This is a genomic window from Nocardia sp. NPDC052254 (assembly GCF_040679495.1).
Classification (GTDB): Bacteria; Actinomycetota; Actinomycetes; order Mycobacteriales; family Mycobacteriaceae; genus Nocardia.
Window position 1 is genome coordinate 826,772 of record NZ_JBFAUW010000001.1, and the last position, 17,692, is coordinate 844,463.

At 69.0% G+C, this 17,692-nt stretch carries 15 protein-coding genes; 4 read left to right on the forward strand and 11 right to left on the reverse strand.

Translation table 11 applies throughout. The features are described from left to right. The 4 genes from AB0L57_RS03865 to AB0L57_RS03880 all read right to left on the reverse strand — a co-directional run bounded on the left by AB0L57_RS03865 (position 1) and on the right by AB0L57_RS03880 (position 4,709). Entirely contained in the window at positions 1-1,704 is a 1,704-nt protein-coding gene (locus tag AB0L57_RS03865; protein ID WP_364956620.1) for a 3-ketosteroid-delta-1-dehydrogenase, read from the reverse strand. A 14-nt stretch (positions 1,705-1,718) separates the two neighbouring features. Further along, positions 1,719-2,624 carry a VOC family protein gene (locus AB0L57_RS03870; RefSeq protein WP_364957280.1) on the reverse strand — a complete coding sequence of 302 codons (906 nt, stop codon included), beginning with the start codon at positions 2,622-2,624 and terminating at the stop codon, positions 1,719-1,721. A 37-nt stretch (positions 2,625-2,661) separates the two neighbouring features. Beyond that, complete coding sequence (locus AB0L57_RS03875; RefSeq protein ID WP_364956623.1) at positions 2,662-3,846, reverse strand: acyl-CoA dehydrogenase family protein; 1,185 nt, start codon at positions 3,844-3,846, stop codon at positions 2,662-2,664. Between the two features lie 272 nt (positions 3,847-4,118). Continuing rightward, positions 4,119-4,709: a TetR/AcrR family transcriptional regulator gene (locus tag AB0L57_RS03880; RefSeq protein WP_364956626.1), complete on the reverse strand. Its 591-nt coding sequence runs from the start codon at positions 4,707-4,709 to the stop codon at positions 4,119-4,121. Positions 4,710-4,808: 99 nt separating this feature from the next. On the opposite strand from AB0L57_RS03880, the gene AB0L57_RS03885 reads away from it, so the two are divergent. Then, entirely contained in the window at positions 4,809-5,657 is an 849-nt protein-coding gene (locus AB0L57_RS03885) for an SDR family NAD(P)-dependent oxidoreductase (protein ID WP_364956629.1), read from the forward strand. An 84-nt stretch (positions 5,658-5,741) separates the two neighbouring features. Here AB0L57_RS03885 and AB0L57_RS03890 read toward each other — a convergent pair whose 3' ends face one another. From AB0L57_RS03890 to AB0L57_RS03915, 6 genes are all read right to left on the reverse strand, one after another. After that, positions 5,742-6,440, reverse strand: a complete 699-nt coding sequence (locus tag AB0L57_RS03890; RefSeq protein WP_364956632.1) for a hypothetical protein — start codon at positions 6,438-6,440, stop codon at positions 5,742-5,744. Between the two features lie 184 nt (positions 6,441-6,624). Then, complete coding sequence (locus AB0L57_RS03895; RefSeq protein WP_364956635.1) at positions 6,625-7,980, reverse strand: FAD-linked oxidase C-terminal domain-containing protein; 1,356 nt, start codon at positions 7,978-7,980, stop codon at positions 6,625-6,627. Next, entirely contained in the window at positions 7,980-8,744 is a 765-nt protein-coding gene (locus AB0L57_RS03900; RefSeq protein ID WP_364956638.1) for an SDR family NAD(P)-dependent oxidoreductase, read from the reverse strand. Before AB0L57_RS03900 ends, AB0L57_RS03895 begins: the two co-directional genes overlap by 1 nt. Continuing rightward, positions 8,741-9,625 (reverse strand): DUF296 domain-containing protein, encoded by an 885-nt coding sequence (locus AB0L57_RS03905; protein WP_364956641.1) that lies wholly within the window; start codon positions 9,623-9,625, stop codon positions 8,741-8,743. Before AB0L57_RS03905 ends, AB0L57_RS03900 begins: the two co-directional genes overlap by 4 nt. Then, entirely contained in the window at positions 9,622-11,226 is a 1,605-nt protein-coding gene (locus AB0L57_RS03910) for an acyl-CoA synthetase (RefSeq protein WP_364956644.1), read from the reverse strand. Before AB0L57_RS03910 ends, AB0L57_RS03905 begins: the two co-directional genes overlap by 4 nt. Next, complete coding sequence (locus tag AB0L57_RS03915; protein ID WP_364956647.1) at positions 11,223-12,392, reverse strand: thiolase domain-containing protein; 1,170 nt, start codon at positions 12,390-12,392, stop codon at positions 11,223-11,225. The genes AB0L57_RS03910 and AB0L57_RS03915 overlap by 4 nt, the downstream gene beginning before the upstream one ends. Positions 12,393-12,637: 245 nt before the next feature. Between AB0L57_RS03915 and AB0L57_RS03920 the strand changes: the two genes are divergently transcribed. Then, a complete protein-coding gene (locus tag AB0L57_RS03920) occupies positions 12,638-13,720 on the forward strand; it encodes an alcohol dehydrogenase catalytic domain-containing protein (protein WP_364956650.1) in 1,083 nt (360 codons plus the stop codon). Here the strand turns inward: AB0L57_RS03920 and AB0L57_RS03925 are convergent. Further along, on the reverse strand, positions 13,707-14,918 hold the full coding sequence (locus AB0L57_RS03925; RefSeq protein WP_364956652.1) for a helix-turn-helix domain-containing protein: 1,212 nt from the start codon (positions 14,916-14,918) through the stop codon (positions 13,707-13,709). The two genes, AB0L57_RS03920 and AB0L57_RS03925, sit on opposite strands and share 14 nt — an antisense overlap. 178 nt (positions 14,919-15,096) lie before the next feature. On the opposite strand from AB0L57_RS03925, the gene AB0L57_RS03930 reads away from it, so the two are divergent. Beyond that, complete coding sequence (locus AB0L57_RS03930; protein ID WP_364956655.1) at positions 15,097-16,455, forward strand: MFS transporter; 1,359 nt, start codon at positions 15,097-15,099, stop codon at positions 16,453-16,455. A 360-nt stretch (positions 16,456-16,815) separates the two neighbouring features. Next, the gene (locus tag AB0L57_RS03935; RefSeq protein ID WP_364956658.1) at positions 16,816-17,679 is read left to right on the forward strand and encodes an alpha/beta hydrolase; all 864 of its coding nucleotides are present in this window, start codon (positions 16,816-16,818) and stop codon (positions 17,677-17,679) included. Positions 17,680-17,692: the final 13 nt, after the last annotated feature.

Consider the following 17,692-nt stretch of genomic DNA (forward strand, 5'->3'; position numbering starts at 1 on the left):
TCAGGCCCTCCCCGCCGCCGCGGCGGTTTTCGCGGCGATGTAACCGAAGACCAATCCCTGGCCGATCGTCGCGCCCGCACCCGGATAGGTGTTGCCGAACGCGTTGGCCGCGGTATTGCCGATCGCGTACAGGCCGTCGATCACACTGCCGTCCTCGCGCAGCACCCGCGCCGATCCGTCCGCACGCAGACCGCCACACGTTCCGAGATCGGACAGCACCAGCTTCACCGCGTACAGTGCGCCCTTGCGGCCCAGCGGCCGGAGATTCGGGTTGGGAGCGATCGTGGGATCGCCGTAGTAGCGGTCGTATGCGCTCGCGCCCCTGGCGAATTCGTGATCGACGCCCAGTTCCGCGGCGGTGTTGAAGGTGTCGAAGGTCGCGGCGAACGCCTGCGCGGGAACACCCATGGCCCGGGCCAGTCCGGCCGGATCGGCGGCGGTCACCGCGATGCCGTTGTCGTACCACGCCGGTGGCAGTGGCTGCCGGGGGAACAAGCCCGCGGCGAAGATGTAGCTGTTGCGGTAGCGCTGATCGAAGACGAGCCACATGTCCCGCACCGGATCACCCGCTCGCTCGCGTTCGAGTACGCGCTGCCCGAACGACATGTAGTCGGTGGCCTCGTTGACGAACCTTCGGCCGCTGTCGTCGACGATGAACGACCCGGGCAGCGCCCGCTCGGCCAGCAGCACCGCCGGCGCTCCGCCGGGCAGTGCGGCCACGGCCGGAAACCACCAGGCCTGATCCATCAGGCCGATTGCCGCACCGGCCTCCTGCGCCGCTGTGATGGCGTCACCGGTATTGGCCTCGCACCCCAGGCTCGCATGCTCGACCAGATTGTCCGACTGAAACTTTCGCCGCATCCGAGTGTCGTGGTCGAAACCGCCGGCGGCGAGCACCACTCCCCGCCGAGCGGTCACCGTGGTGAGTGTCCCCGCGCGGTCGACGACCGCTCCGGTGACCACTCCGTCGGCCTCGATCAGCCGCACCAGGGTGGTGTCGGTCCAGATGGGAATTCCGGCGCGAATGGCGCCCGCGAACAGACCCGCCGCCAGCGCCTGCCCACCGGCGATGTACTCACGTTTGAGCGCGAGCCCGCCGACACCGGTCGCCATGGCCTTGATGCCACGCCAGAGCGCCTTGCCGGGAGTCTTCGCGATCAGATTCAGCCACTTGTAATCGGCTCCGGTCACCGGCATCGGCAGGCCCGAGGCTTCCATCACCCCCGGACGCAGGCGTGACCGCTGGGTGCCGAGTTGCGCGGCGTCGAAGGGCTTGCATTCGCAGGTGCGTCCCGCAGCCGATCCGCCGGGTAGTTCGGGGTGATAGTCGGAATAGCCGTCTGCCCACATGAATGTCATCGGTGTGGTTCGCGCGAGCATCTCGATGGTGGCGGGCCCGTGTTCCAGGAATGCGGCGCCACGCTCGCGCGGAGCCGAATCTCCTACGACCGCTTCGACATACGCCGATGCGGCCGCGGCGCCGTCAGCGGGCTGCCGCTCGGCCAGCACGAAATTGCCCGGCACCCAGAATGCCCCGCCCGACCGTGCGGTGGAGCCACCCACATACCCCGACTTCTCCACGACCAGGGCCGACATTCCGGCCTCGGCGGCGGTCAGAGCAGCCGCCAGCCCGGTCCCCGATCCCACGATCAGCAGATCGACCTCGTGATGTGCCATGGGTGTGTCGTTTTCGGTGGAGTTCATCGCCGTCCGGCCTTTCACGCTTGCTCACTCTGCTTCGCCCACAGCCATTCGTGCCCCCAATAGCTGTCGGCGGTGATCTCCTCGGCGGTGTAGTAGGTCTCGTCGACCAGCTCGCCCGCGGTTCCGTATTCGATGTCCCAGCCGCCGGGCACCCCGACATAGAAGGAGATCATCTTGTCGTTGGTATGGCGGCCCAGCGTCGAGGACACCGGAAAGTCCCGTGCCATCACCTGATCCAGGGCCCTGCCCACGGCATCGAGTGAATCGACCTCCACCATGACGTGGATCAGGCCGGGGTCGCGTCCCTCCAGCGCCGGCATGATCGCCAGGCTGTGGTGCCGCTCGTTCACACCGAGGAAGCGGATGCGCAGCGGTCCGGCGCCGGGAGGAGAGGGCATCCGGAATGCGCCGCGGGACAAGAACCCCAGCGTCTCGGTGTAGAAGGTGTAGGACTCCTCGAAGTTGGCGGTCGGCATCACCACATGGCCGAGCCCCTGGACGCCGGTGACGAACCGCTGTGCGTACTTGGTGACCACCGGGCTGTGCTCGAGGACCGGCCCGTGGAAGAACTCCAGCGGGGTACCACCGGGATCGGACATGCACAGACCCGCTTCGACCTTGCGCCGGTCGGCGAATTCCGGTGACATGACCGTGTATTCGAATCCCGCGGCATCCAGCGTCGCCGCCAACCGGCGCAATGCCGGTGCGTCTCGCACCTCCCAGCCGACCGCGCTCACCCGGTCGACGTCGGCGCGTTCGACGGTGATCCGTGCGGGGCGCTCGTCCATGCGGAAGTGCAGCGCATCGGTCTCGTCACCGAATCCCGGTGCGAAGCCGAGCACATCGAAGCCCAGTTCCCGCCAGCGATCCATATCCGTGGCGAGCACCCGGACGTAACCGAGGCCTTTGACAGGACTGATTTCACTCATTGACAACTCGCGTTCTGCTCGAGGCCGGTCAGATCATCACGCGCAGGGGACCCTGCGGGACGTCCACACCCAGCGAGGCCATCGCCGAGGCGTGATAGGTGGTGCTGGTGACATGGATGGCGTGGTGCAGGCCCGCATGGGCATCGCGCCAGAACCGCTGCAGCGCATTGTCCATCCGCAACGCGTTGCCCCCCGCGCGGTCGAATATGTCGTCGGCGGCGCGGACCGCCCGCCAGGCCGAGCGAATCTGATCGCGCCGGACTCGCGCGCGCATCTCGAAATCGATCTCCGCACCCGCGTCGACCAGATCCCAGATGCGATCGACATTGGCCAGCAGCTGCTGACGGGCCGCATCGATCTCCGAGGCCGACTCCGCGAGCGCGTGCAGCACATATGGATCGTCCTTGACCAGGGTTCCGGTGGCTCCCACCCGGTTTCGCTGATAGTCGATTCCGGCAGCGAGCACGCCCTCACAGATGCCGATCGTCGCGGAGGTGATGCCCAGGGGGAACATGGTCGACCACGGCATCCGGTACAGGGTTTCGGTCACGCCGTATTCCGCGGCCGCGGTTCCGTCGATGACCTTGTCCTGCTCCATCACCCGATAACCGGGGATGAACGCGTCTTTCACCACGATGTCCTTGCTGCCGGTGCCGCGCAGCCCGACGACATCCCACGAGTCGGCCACGATCTCGTAGTCCGAGCGGGGCAGGATCACATGCAGCGGTTGCGGTGGCATCAGGGGTTTGCCGTCCGCATCGCCCACCATGGCACCCAGGAAGATCCAGTCGCAGTGATCGGTGCCGGAGGAGAACTGCCAGCGCCCACTCATGACATATCCGCCGTCGGCGGGGACCGCGACACCGCCGGGCATGTACGGCGAGGCCATCCAGGTGTCGGTGTCCTCGCCGAGAACCTCGTCCTGAACCTTGGGATCGGCGAAGGCCAGTTGCCACGGGTGCACGCCGACGATCCCGGCCACCCAGCCCGCCGAACCGTAGCTGCTCGCGGTCTTCATCACCGTCTCGGCGAATTCCCGCGGATGCGCCTCGTGGCCGTTGTACTTCTTGCGCTGCAGCATCCTGATGATGCCCGCTTCCTTGAGGCGTTCGGCCATGTCGTCGGGCAGCCGGCCCAGCGAATCACCCTCCGGGCCACCGTTGCGAATCTCGTCGGCGATGCGTTCGATATTGCCGATCACTGTGTTGGACATGGCCTCAGCCTGGTCGCTCGGCTCGCTCCTGTGACGTGAGTCTCCTACTCATCGGAACACCGGATCGAACAGGCCGTCATCGGATGGTTTCCGCCCCGAGGCCCAGGCACGCGATGCGTGGCATCGTCGAGTGACGCCTCGACGCCGCACACGACTTCACTCACCACACCATCCGGCACCGCGTCGCCGTGAACGGATCCCGTCGCAGGGACCTCCTGTTCGTCGATCGCCCGCCCGCGGTGGGGCCTGGGTGGATGCTGTTCGGCCGCCGGTCAGGTCAGGGTCGCCACCAGGCGTCGACTGCGGGCGGCCATGGCCGCGGCCGTCTGGTCCGGGTGGTGCAACCACCAATCGACAAGGGCCGCAACCACACCCGTCCACACCGCCACCATGGCCGAGAGGTCCTGCGGATCGGTGAGACCCCGGTCGGCCAGGAACGCCGAGACCCCACGCTCGGCCTGCGCCGCGATGCGGCCCCGTGCGGCCCGTGCGGCCTCGGCCGCGGGGCCCTCGCCGGGGTGGGACAGGTCGAAGATCACCTTCCAGTCGCAGGGCCGCGGTTCGAGTGCGGCGAAGATGGCTTCCAGCGTGCGCTGGGCCATCTGCAGAGTCGGCGTGCCGCCGATCGCCACATCGATCGCATCCCCGAGCACGGCCTCGGCGCGGCGCACACACGCCACGTACAGCCCATCCTTGGAACCGAAGTAGCCGTAGACCAGCGGTTTGGACACTCCGGCACCGGACGCGACGACGCCGACCGACAGTCCCGCGTAACCGACGCGCCCGATCTCCGCGGCGGCGATGTCGAGGATCTGCGACTCGCGCTCCGCGCGCGGAACCCCCTTGGTTCCGGCTGTACCCATGTCGGCGCCCCTCCCGTGATGCTCTTTGACACTGATATCGATAAACCGTAATTTACCAATTGGTCAGTTCACGTCGTTTCTCAGGATGGAACCTCGCACATGCGACATCTACTCACCAACGCCCTGCTCAATCCGACACCGACCGTGCGAAGCGTCCTGCACGCGGCGCGACCGGATTCGCTCGACCTCGGCGGCAAGACCGTGGTCCTGACCGGAGCCTCCTCCGGAATCGGCGAATCGACCGCCCGCCTGCTGACTTCGCACGGAGCGCGGGTGATCGCCGTGGCCCGTGACCACGACCGTCTCGAGCGGGTCTGCGACGAGATCACCGCCGCCGGTGGCGCGGCCGCCCCGATCCCGTGCGATATGACCTCGCCCGAGCAGATCACGCAGTTGGCCGCCGAGGTCCTCGACAGGTTCGGGGTGCCCGACGTCGTGATCAACAACGCCGGCCGGTCCATCCGCCGCCCCGTGGCCGAGGCCACCGAGCGCGCCCACGACTACGAACGCACCATGGCGCTCAACTACTTCGGTCCCGTCCGCTTGACCCTGGCCCTGCTGCCCGCGCTGAGCGCGGCCGATCGCGGCCACATCATCAACATCGGCACGTGGGGCACCACCGCCGGCGTCATGCCGAAATTCAGTGCCTACCACGCCTCGAAGGCCGCCCTCGCCGCGTTCGGGCACAGCCTCGACGCCGAATGCCACGGCACCGGAATCGCCGTCACCACAATCGGATTCCCGCTCGTGCGCACCCCCATGATCGGCCCCACCGCCGACTACGACACCCAGGCCACCCTCACGGCCGATCAGGCCGCGCGCTGGATCCTGGCCGCGATCCGCGACCGCCCCGCAGAAATCCACCCGAGCTACGCCGGTGCACTGCGGCTGATCTCCACGGTGTCTCCGCGCCTGACGGGCACCCTCGTCCGCATGGCGGGCATCTGACCGCCGTGTCACGAAAAACACCGCGCGACAACCACACCCCGTGGCGGGGCCGACCGCTCTCGGCCGCCCCGCTCCGGGTTCCGGCTACTTCGCGGGCATCGGGGCGTTGATGGTGGTGAAGTACTGGACCGCGGCCATGATCGCGACGGGGGCGGTGACCAGTAGCTGACCGGCCAGCGTTCCGAGAGCGCCGACGGCGATGATTCCACCGAGACAGCCGATCACCGCCGCGGGGACGAATGCTCCGAACAGGCCGACGATCGATGCCGCGGCGACGGTCGCGCCGGCGATGCCGCCCAACACGCAGCCGACGGCGCCACCACCGATTCCGCCGACGAGGGTGCCGACCGTGGCACCGGTCGTGAGCGTCTGGAACATCCGGTTCCAGGCAGCCTGTTCCCGGTCGTAGGGGGTTTTCCACGGCGCGGAATCCTGATACGGAAGGTCGACCGGCTTGTAGCTGGCGTGCGCCGCGTCCAACTGCGGGGTCAGCGTGGCGGTGCGGTCGTGGATGTCGGCGGCGATCGGGAAGACGAAATCGTCGACGCGGAAGGACAATTCGCTACCGGCGACCACGGTGCCGTCGGCGGCTCGAATCCTGAACACCCCGTTCTCGGCCGACATCGACCCTTGGTCGGTGGCAATGGTGGTGGACGTGCCGGTCCTGGTGGCGGTGTAATTCACCACCCCGGGGGCGGTGTCGGCCGGTGCTGCCGATGCCGTCGCGGCAGTCGCCGTCAGGGTGGCGGCGACAAGGGCAACGCTCAGAGTCTTCTTGTTCATGGCGGGTTCTTCTTTCCTGTGGAACGTCGCGCGGACAGCACGAGGTACAACGCTGAATTGATCTCCAGCGCAGCTTTTGTCGGATTCTGTTGTCGGTCGTGATTCGCTCGGGCGATCGGCCGGGGAATCGTCTCGCTGTGGTCTCGGGCGGATGGCGTTCCGGCAGCGAGAGACGGGGCCCGGATCAGAACAGGTTGCCCGGGTTGAGCCTGCCTTCCGGGTCGAATGCGGCGCGCACCGCTCGGTGAACGGCCATCGCGGTCTCGTCGAGTTCCCGGGCGAGCCAGGACTTCTTCAGTCGTCCGACTCCGTGCTCACCGGTGATGGTGCCGCCCAGTTCGAGTGCGTGCCCGGTGATGCGGTCGAATGCGCGCAGCGCGCCGGCGCGGCTGGCCGGGTCGGATTCGTCGTAGATGATGGTCGGGTGCATGTTGCCGTCGCCGGCGTGCCCGAAGACCCCGATGGTCAACTGCTCGTCGGCGGCCACCGTTTCGATGTGCCCGATGAGTTCGACGATGCGGGAACGGGGCACGCAGACGTCGTCGAGGAGCCAGTCGCCGAGTCGTTCGAGTGCCGGCAGAGCTTGCCGCCGCGCTTCCAGCAGTTGCGCCCCCTCCGCGGGGTCGTCACCGATCACCACGTCGACCGCCGTTGCGGCGCATGCCTTCTCGACCTCCGCGAGCGCGGCCGCCGCGTCGCTGGCATCGCTCTGCACCAGCAGCATCGCGGCCACATCGTCGTCGAAACCCATGCGTGTCATGCGGTCCACGGCCCGCAGTGTGGTGCGGTCCATGATCTCGAGCATCGAGACCGACACACCCGACGCGGTGATCGCCGCGACGGCCTCCCCCGCCGCGGCGAGCGAGCCGAACGTCGCGACGAGCGTGAGCGGCTCGCGCGGTGCGGGCAGCAACCGCACGGTGATCTCGGTGACGACACCGAGTGTGCCCTCGGATCCCACGAACAGGTGGGTCAGGTCGTATCCGGCGACGCCCTTGGCGGTGCGACGACCGGTCCGCATCACCCGGCCGTCGGCGAGCACGACTTCGAGGCCGAGGACGAAATCGCCGGTGACGCCGTACTTCACGCAGCACATACCGCCGGCATCGGTGGCGACGTTGCCGCCGATGGTGGAGATCGCCACACTGCCCGGATCGGGCGGGTAGAACAGTCCCCGTTCGGCCACCGCGGTGCGGAGTTCCCCGGTGACGACGCCCGGCTGCACGACCGCCAGACGCTCGACGGTATCGATCGACACGATCGAATTCATCCGGTGCGTACTCAGTACCACGGTGTCGGCGTCCCCGTTGGCCGCACCGCTGAGTCCGCTGCCCGCGCCCCGGGGCACGACCGTCCATCCCTGCTCGGCGGCGACGCGCAGACACGACACCACCTCATCGGTGGTGCTGGGCGCCAGTACGGCGGACGGGACCGCGCGGCCGGTGAATCGGGACTGATCGAAGCCGTAGCTCGCGGTGATGTCGGGGTCGGTGGACAGCACCGCGCGGCCGAGCGCGGCCAATGCCTGCTCGCGGGTCATCACACGCACCTCGCGGACAGTCCGCCGTCGACGGGCAGGCACACGCCGTTCACGTAGGCCGCGTCGCCGGATGCCAGGAATGCCGCCGCCCGGGCGACGTCCCACGGCGATCCCGACCGGCCGGTGGGACTGGCCTTGTCTCGCGCGCCGCGATCGCGCGCGGCGACCAGGGGGGTATCGATGATCCCGGGAAGAACGGCGTTGGCGCGAATCCCCTTGGCCGCGTAGGTGAGAGCCAGCGACACCGTCAATTGGTTCACCGCCGCCTTGGTGGCGTTGTAGGCCGGGTACACGTAACCGGTGTCGCGGATCGAGGCGACCGACGACACCGTCACGATCGCACCCCGGCCCGCGTCCAGCAGGTGCGGCAGGACGTGTCGCGTCGTGAGGAACACTCCGGTCAGGTTGACCGCCACCGACGCGTCCCACTGTGCGCGGCTCAGGTCGAGTACCGATCCGTCGGTGGGGACACCGACGTTGTGATGCAGTACCGTCGGGCGGCCGAACGCCGAAACCGATTCGGCCACCGCGCGTTCCACGTCGTCCTCGGCCGTCACGTCGGCGCGCACGGCGAGTGCCTGTCCCCCGGCGGCGGTGATCTGCTTCGCGACCCGCTCGGCCTCGGCGCCGTCGCGATCGATCGTCACCACGCGCGCTCCCTCGGCGGCGTAGGTGAGAGCCGCGGCCTCACCGTTGCTCAGCCCGTCACCGCCGGACCCCGCGCCGAAAACGAGCACGACCTCACCGATCAGCCTGCCTGTCACAGCGGAATCTCCTCGACGAACAGCTCGAAGGTGACGGCCACGAGATTGCCGCGCTCGGCCAGCCGGCCGGTATGGACCTCGCCGTGCCGGTCGATCGCGAACACGGTCAGGTGCGCTCCGGCCGATCGGTCACCGCCGAGTTCCACGTGACCCGCCAGCGTCACCTCCGTCGCCGGGCCGTCCGCGTGGACGACACCGCCGTCACGCAGCAGTGTGGCTCCCACGAGGCTGCCGAGGCTGCCCCCGACCGCGGCCCGCGCGATCCCGGCCTCGGACATCACGAGCCGGACCGCCTCGTGGATCTCGATACCGGGGCGCACCCGGCTCATCACCGAACGGCGGTTTCCGGCAATCGGTTTCGTGATCGCCGAGGGAGTGAACACGGGCATCAGCGTCTCGTCGTCCACACCGCTGGTCAGTGCCACGGAGTCGAACGCGTGCACGACGACCTCGACCGGCGTCGCCCCGACGACCGTGTCGGGCCACAGATGTCCGCCGCGCAGCGTGCCGTGCGCGTCGTACCAGACCGCGTGACAGTGCATGAACCGCTCGCCGTCGCGCCTGCCGACGGTCGCACTACCGCCGACCAGCGTCGCGGGTGTCACCGCCTCGAAGGTCTCGCTGTACCAGGCGGCGCGGGAGCCGTCGGCGCACACCGCCGGAACACAGTAGGAGATCCGCGCCAGCGGACCGCCGAGCAGTTCGACCTGCGCCGAATCGGCGCCGACCCGGCGCATTTCGGCATCGATCGCATCGATGATCCGGCGCCCAGGTTCCAGCGAGAGCCGCAGGGTGACGGTGCCGCCGGCCACCGATTCGAGCCGCTGTTCGGCGATCGGGCCCGGATGGGCCATGGGCGCGAACACGGTCGACGTATTCACGAAACCTCCTGTAGCGCAGTCGAGTACGGACCCCATCCCCGTTCCGCGAGTTCGTCGCGGATGGTGCGTTTGACGATCTTGCCGTAGCCGGATTTCGGCAGGGCGTCCCAGAACAGGATGTGGCGGGGCAGCTTGTATCGCGCTATCCGCGCACCGAGCCACGCGGTGAGCTCCTCGGCGTCCACCGTCGCGCCGCCGGCGCGCACGCACACCGCCACGCCGACCTCGCCCCATTTCGGATCCGGCACGCCCAGCACCGCGACCTCCTCGATCGCGTCGTGGGTGAGGATCTTCTCCTCGATATCGCGCGGGTGGATGTTCGAGCCGCCCGAGATGTACATATCCGAGGACCGGCCGGTGACATAGACATAGCCGGCCTCGTCGACCGCGCCCAGGTCGCCCGTGCGGAACCAGCCGTCCCGGAACGCGTCCGCGTCGGCCCGCGGATTGTCGAGATATCCGGCGAAGACCGCCGGACCGGCGACACACAGTTCACCGATCTCTCCGGCCGCCACCTCGGCGCCGGTGTCGTCCTGGACGCTGACGAGCATCCCGGTGCGCGGATGGCCGCAGGTGCCCACCGCGAAACCCGCGGGCACCGGGCGGCCGTGATCGGCGCTCGGCAGCACGGTGATGGCGCCGGTCACCTCCGCCAGGCCGTAGTACTGCACCAGCACCTCGCCGAGCAGAGCCCGGGCCCGCTCCTGGTCGGGGGTGTACATCGGTGCGCCCGCGTAGATCACGTATCGCAGTGACGACAGGTCGTGCCGGTGCGCCGCGGGATGATCGACGAGCACCTTGAGAATGGTGGGCACCGTGAACATGTTGGTGATCCGCTCGGATTCGACCAGCTCCCACACCTGTTCGGGCTCGAGTGCGGCCGACGACGGCAGGACGGTGGCCGCACCGCGCGCGACCTGCGGCAGCAGATGCATCCCCGCGCCGTGCGACAGCGGTGCCACGACCAGCGAGGCGTGCCGACTGTCGGTGGCCGGCATCAGATCGGCCAGATGGTTGTTGACCACGAACCCGAGCTGATCGTGGGTGAGGATCGCGGCCTTCGGGGTGCCGCTGGTGCCGGAGGTGAAGAAGTACCAGGCGGGATCACCCTCCCAGGTCGCCACGCGCGCAGGCGCTTTCGCGGCGGGCACCTGCGCGATGGCGTCGGTGTCGGCGCCGTCGATCCACAGCACACCGCCGGCCAATTCGTGCGCGGTTCGCACCGTGCCGGCGTGCGACGCCGTCGACGGGTGCGCGATCATCACCGTCGGGCGGCACACGCCGGCGATCCCGGCGACATCGTCGTCGTGGAGGCGCGAATTCACCGGTGCGAGAACGGCTCCGATCCGCCAGGTCGCGAACATCGCCTGGATGAACTCGGGATGGTTCGGGCTGTCGATCATGACGACATCGCCCTTGCCCACGCCCCGGCGCGCGAGTTCGGCCGCCAGTGCGTCGACGCGGCGGTCGAGCTCGCGCCAGCTCCAGCGAGTGGCGCCGCGGACGACCGCGACACCGTCCGGTAGCCGCCGCGCGGTCTGGCTCAGGATCTCGGCCAGATTGGTGGCCCTGCGGATCGTGGTCGTCGGTGCCGTGGTCATCGGATTCCTTCCATGATGGTGGCGTAGTTGGCGACGGCCGCGCCGCCCATGTTGAACACGGCCGCCCGGTCGGCGACGGGCAGCTGCATGGCCCCCGCCTCACCGGTCAGCTGCATCGCGGCCATGACGTGCTGGGAGACGCCGGTGGCGCCGAGCGGGTGCCCTTTGGCCTTGAGTCCGCCCGATCGATTGACCGGTAGCAGACCGTCGCGTTCGGTGCGGCCCTCCGCCAGCACCTCGGCCCCCTTGCCGGGCGCGGCGAGTCCGAATGCCTCGTACTGCAACAACTCCGCGATGGTGAAGCAGTCGTGCGTCTCGAGCAGATCGAGGTCGGCCAATGTCACCCCCGCCTCGGCGAGCGCGCCGCGGAACGCACGCGCGGCACCGTCGAAGGCCAGCGCGTCCGCGCGCCGCGCGATCGCCAGGTGGTCGTTGGCGTGGGCGCGGCCCACGATCCGCACCGATCGGCGCGCGGTGGCCGCGACATCGGGAATCGCCACCACCAGCGCCGCGGCGCCGTCGGAGACCAGGGAGCAGTCGGTGCGCAGCAGGCGCCCGGCCACCGCCGGGTTCTTGTCCGACGGTGTGGCGCAGAAGTCGTACCCCAGATCGCGCCGCAGGTGCGCGTACGGGTTGTCGACGCCGTTGCGGTGGTTCTTGGCGGCGATCCGGGCCATCGCATCGTGCGGGTCGCCGTAGCGGTCGGCGTAGCGGTCGGCCAGCCCGGCGAACACTCCGGCGAAGCTGCCCGCGTCCGCCTCGGTGGCCCGGTGCGAGCCCGAGAGCAAGATGTCGTTGATCTCGTCGTTCGGTGTGGCGGTCATCTTCTCCGCACCGACGACCAGCGCGATGCGGCCGCGGCCGGCCTGCAGGTGGTCCAGCGCGGTGTAGAGGGCCGCGCTCCCGGTGGCGCACGCGTTCTCGACATGGCCGGCCGGCACCAGAGCCAGTTCGGGGTGCCCGGCTCCGGCCAGGGCTCCTTCGAAGCCCTGCCGGGAGAAGCCGTTGTTGAACACGCCCACCGTGATCATGTCGACGTCGGACGCCGCGAGCCCGGCGTCGGCGACTGCGGCGGTCGACACCTCGGCGATCAGCGCCTCGACGTCGGGGCTCTCGCTGCGCCCGAAGCGGGTGTGGGCCCATCCGATGATGTGCGGTGCGGTCACGTCGGTCCTCTCCTCGTAGCACGTGAGACGCATCACGTCCTCACGCCTGACAGTGTCGCCACACACCGGGGCGCGGATGAACCGTCATCAGACGAGAGGTTCCGCGATGAATTCCTCTCGTTGTCGAAGAAGGCGTTTGCGACAGCGAGAGGAAAGCAACGGGCGATTCCTCACTCCCGGCTCGATGACCGGGAAACGGCGTCACCTCGAGACTGGTCCTACACCGAGCAACGAGGAGTGACGCCGTGCGAGCAGTTCTGAAAACCGAGCCGGCACCAGGATTCGACCTGGTGACCGATCACCGTGAGGCCGGTCTCGCGGCGGGCGAGGTGCGCGTCGAGGTGGGCGCGGTATCGGTGTGCGGCACGGACCGCGAGACCTACGAGTTCGGACCGGCCGTCCGCGATCTGGGTCTGCGCCTGCCCGTGGTCACCGGTCACGAGTGCGCGGGCACCGTCATCGAGGTCGCGCCCGATGTCGCGACGCTGCGCATCGGCGACCGGGTCGCGGTCGAAACCCATGTGGCGTGCGGGCGGTGTTTCCAGTGCGACCGCGGCAACGCCCACAACTGCCTGCACATGGATCTGCTCGGGCTCACCATCGACGGCGCGTTCGCCGAGCGGGTCGTGCTGCCCGCCTCGACCTGTTTCCGCATCCCCGACGAACTGACCCTCGAGGCAGCCGCCCTGCTCGAGCCCGCGGGCAGTGCGATGCACGCGCTGCAGCGCAGCGGGCTCGACCTCGCCGGTGCCCATGTACTGGTCAGCGGCGCCGGGCCGATCGGACTCGCGGCACTGCAGATCGCGCGGGCCAAGGGCGCGCGGGTGCTCGTGGTCGAGCCGAACCCGCATCGTGCGGCGATGGCCACCGGCCTCGGCGGCACCCTGGTGCCGGCGGGCGAGGGGCTGGACGAGCGCGTGCGCGAGCTGACCGGCCCGGCCGAGGGCGTGGATCTGGTGCTCGAATGTTCGGGAGCGCTCCCCGCCCTCGCGGCCGCACTCGAGGCCGCGCGCCGGGAGGGCACCGTCGTCACCGTCGGCCTGACCAACCGCCCGCTGGAGCTGAGCGCGACCAGGCATCTGATCAGCCGGGGCCTCACTCTCAAGGGCAGTTTCGGCCGGCGGATCTGGGAGTCGTGGACCGAGCTCGCGGGCCTGGTCGCGTCCGGGTCGGTCGACCTGTCGCGACTGGTGTCGCACCGGATGGAACTCGAGCGGGTGGAAGAGGCGATCGGTCTGCTCACCGGCTCCGCCTGCAAGGTGGTGCTCTACCCGCAGGGCGTGCCCGCGGGCGCGAACGCGCCGGAGAGCACCGTCAGCGCGTCGTGAGCTCGGGGAACGGATCGATTCCCTCCGCCCGCATCAGGTCGGCGATCCGCAGGCCGACATGCAGATGCAGCCGTACACCGCCGTCGTCGAGGTCGACGCCGGTCGCGTCGCGGATCCGATCGAGCCGGTAGTACAGCGTCGTCCGGTGGATGAACAGCGCCTCGGCCGCGTTCGGCCCGGATCCGGCGTGGTCGAGGAAGGCGCGCAGGGTCTGCAGCAGGCGGCCGGAGCGGTCGACTTCGGCGAGCCGGCGCAGTTCCACCGGCACGGCGGTGACGTCGAGTTCGCCGCTCGGAATCCGCGCGAGGATTCCGAGCACTCCGGCCCGTTCCCAGGCGACCACCGGATCGTCACCGAGCCGCCGCGCGATGGTGGCGGCCAGTCCCGCCTGCCGGGTGGACACCCACGCCTCGGCCAGTCCGGCCGCCGGTGCTCCGACACCGGCGACCACGGTCGCACCACGTCCGGCGACGTCGGCGGCATCGCGTGCCATCGCCTGCGCTTCGGCGACCACGATGTCGAGCCCACGGGCGGCGGTGGCGAGGTAGACCAGGTGACCGGTGTCGCCGGTGACAGTGAGCAGCGCGTCGCCGCGGCTGCGGGAGCGCGCCGCCACCAGGGCGTGCCGCAGGGCGATCGCGGTCAGGTCGGTATCGATACCCGGCCCGAACGCCAGCGTGACCACCCGGACTTCGCCGGGCATGCCGCGCAGTTCGGCCAGGGCAGCCTGCCGGGGCCTCTCGTCGCGCCCCAGCGCCGCGGCGACGAGTGCCTCCGAGCGGGCCGAATCCTGCGGCGTCCGGTCGGCGACCATCAAAGGCGCGATCTCCTCGGCGACCTCGCCGATCCGGGCGAGATCGGCGTCGGTGACGGTGCTGTCGGCGTCTATCACGAGCAGCATCCCGAGCACCTCGCCGTGCCAGCGGATCGGAACGCCCGCGCGAGCGTGCAGGCCCAGCGCGGCCGAGCCCGGGACCCGGCCGGGGCGCGTCCATTGGCCGAAACCGCTCGACAGCAGAAAGCCGATCGCCTCACTGCCCGCGTCACGGTTGAGCATGGCGCGAATCCGGACCGGATCCTCGTCGCCGAAATGACGGCTCGCGAACAACATCCGGACCTCGGGATCGTTGACGACCACCGACCGGCCGAGCTCGTCGGCGAACCGGTCGACGACGGCCTGCACGCTGTCCCGCGACATGGGCCGGATGCTACCCGCAGCCGTGGCGAATCCAGCTCGCTCACGCACCGTTCGACAAAGAGAGGAAACCGGGCGCTCACGCTTCGTCAACCAACGGTCGTGACGCAGGTCACTGCAGGTGCACAGTATGGGAGCCCGTCACCAAGCGGCGGGTCTCGGAGACGAAAATGGAGCGACGATGACGTCACCCACCCACCTGTCGGCCCCGCCGGAGCCGGAGGCGAACGACCAGCTGGCGAACCGCGTGATGCGCAAGGTCGCGATACGCCTGATCCCGTTCCTGGGTCTCGCGTATTTCCTCAACTACATCGACCGCACGAACATCTCGTTCGCCAAGCTGACGATGAGCGCGGACCTCGGCCTCAGCGAGACCATGTACGGCCTGGCCAGCGGCCTGTTCTTCCTCGGGTACATCCTGCTCGAGGTGCCCAGCAACCTGGCGCTGCACAAATTCGGCGCGCGTCGCTGGATCGCCCGGATCCTGGTGTCCTGGGGCCTCATCGCCGGTCTGATGGCCTTCGTGCCCAACGCGCCGTTGCTGTATGTCGCCCGCGTGATGCTCGGTGTCGCCGAAGCCGGGTTCTTCCCCGGCATCATGCTCTACCTGATGTTCTGGTTCCCGCGCGCGGTACGCGTGCGACTGGTGGGGGTATTCATGGTCGCGCTGCCGCTGTCGAGCGCACTCGGCGCACCGATCTCGGCGGCCATCATCCAGTACTGGCACGGTCTGTTCGGACTGGAGGGCTGGCGCGTGATGTTCCTCGTCGAGGGTGTCCCGACCGTCGTATTGGGCATCGTCGCCTGGTTCTATCTGACCGACCGCCCGCGTCAGGCGAAGTGGCTCACCGACCAGGAGCGCACCTGGCTGGATCGCACGATGGAATCCGAACAGTCCGATACGGCCGCGGCGGGTCATGCGTCCGCCCGGAGCTCACTGCGCAACCCGATGGTGTGGCTGCTCGGCCTGACCTATTTCGGTATCGGCTATGGCCTGTTCGCGATCAGCTATTTCCTCCCGACCATCGTGGCGGGCTTCGCCGAACAGTTCGACACGACGTTCTCGATCGCCCAGAACGGCCTGATCGTCGCCGTCCCGTTCCTGCTCGCATCGCTGGCGATGATCCTGTGGTCGCGGCGGTCCGACCGGCTCCAGGAACGTATGTGGCATGTCATCGCTCCGACCGTCCTGGCCACCGTCAGCGTGCCGGTCGCGATGTACATGAACTCACCGCTGCTCACCATCGTGGTCATCAGCCTGACCGCGACCGGCATCTTCTCCGCCCTGCCGATCTTCTGGTACCTGCCGACGACCTTCCTCACCGGAGCGGGTGCGGCCGCCGGAATCGCGCTGGTGAACACGATCGGGGCCTCCGCCGGACTGCTGGCCCCGTACATGACCGGCTGGCTGCTCGACGCGACCGGCTCGTCGAAGGCCGGCCTGTGGGTGGTCGGAGGATTCATGGCGATGGCCGTGGTACTTCTGCACGTTCTGCGCACCCGGCTCACCGCGGCCGACGAGCAGCCGGCCACCCGCTGACTCCGGGAGCGATGCCTTCTCGACCGCCGGTGCACATCGGTGGTCGAGACGGCGTCCGGAACGGCGCCGGAGCCTGTCGGGCGTTCCGAACGTCACGATGCGGAATATGCTGTTCGACAACACTTTTGATGACTCATATCGCTGACCATGGCGGCAGTGAACACATCTCGATTCGGTGACTGTCGAGTGAAGTGGGACGAGGGGCAGTCGACCGACTTCAACGCGGCGGACCGAAGGACCACGGCAACGGCCGCGTTCGCGGGTGCGCGGGGAAATGCCCTCCAGGAAGCGCACACCGATGACTTTCCGGTGATCCTCTCGTCGACAGTTCTGGGCGGACCGATTGAGAGGAGCCCAGCTATGACGGAACCGGTTCGATCGGATGCGACCTGCGCGCGGGCGAACGGTGTGGATCTCGGCATCGAGAGCTTCGGTCGCGAGGACGATCCGCTGGTCCTGCTGGTCGGCGGAACAACGATGTTGTCCTGGCCCGATGCGCTGTGTGAACGACTCGCGGCGGGCGGGCGGCGCGTGGTCCGCTACGACCTGCGCGATTGCGGTGCATCGACGACCGTCGACCCGGAGAATCCGGCCTACGACCTGCGGGATCTGGTCACCGACGCGGCCGCGCTGGTCGAGGCGCTCGGTGCCGGTAGCGCCCAGCTCGGTGGAGTCGGCGTCGGCGGGATGGTGGCTCAGGTCGCGGCGCTGGACCACCCGGACGTGTTCTCCGCATTGACCCTCGTCGGCACTCGGCCGGTGGCGCCCGGGCCGGTCGACGAGGACCTGCCGGACCACGATTTCGCGGTCATGGATGCGCTGTTCTCCCACCCGATGCCGGAGTGGACCGACCGGGAAGCCGTCGCGGCGTTCGCCGCCGCGGGGGCCGAACCGATGGGCAACGATCCCGAACAGGCGCGGGCGACGGCGGCCCGTATCTGGGATCGGACGCTGTCGAGCGCCCCCGCGGCACATCAGGCGAACCAGCTCGGGATGGTGTTCTCCCGGATCGATTGCGCCCCGCGCTGGCGGGAGCGGCTCGGCGAACTCGACCTGCCCACGCTCGTGGTGCACGGTCGCGCGGACCCGTTCTTCCCGGTCGGCAACGGCGAGGTCCTCGCCACCGAAATCTCCCGAGCGCGACTGCTCGTCCTCGACGACATGGGAACCGCGCTACGTCCCGCCGCCGCCGACCGGGTCGCCGCGGCCATGCTCGCCCTGTGAATCATTGGAACGC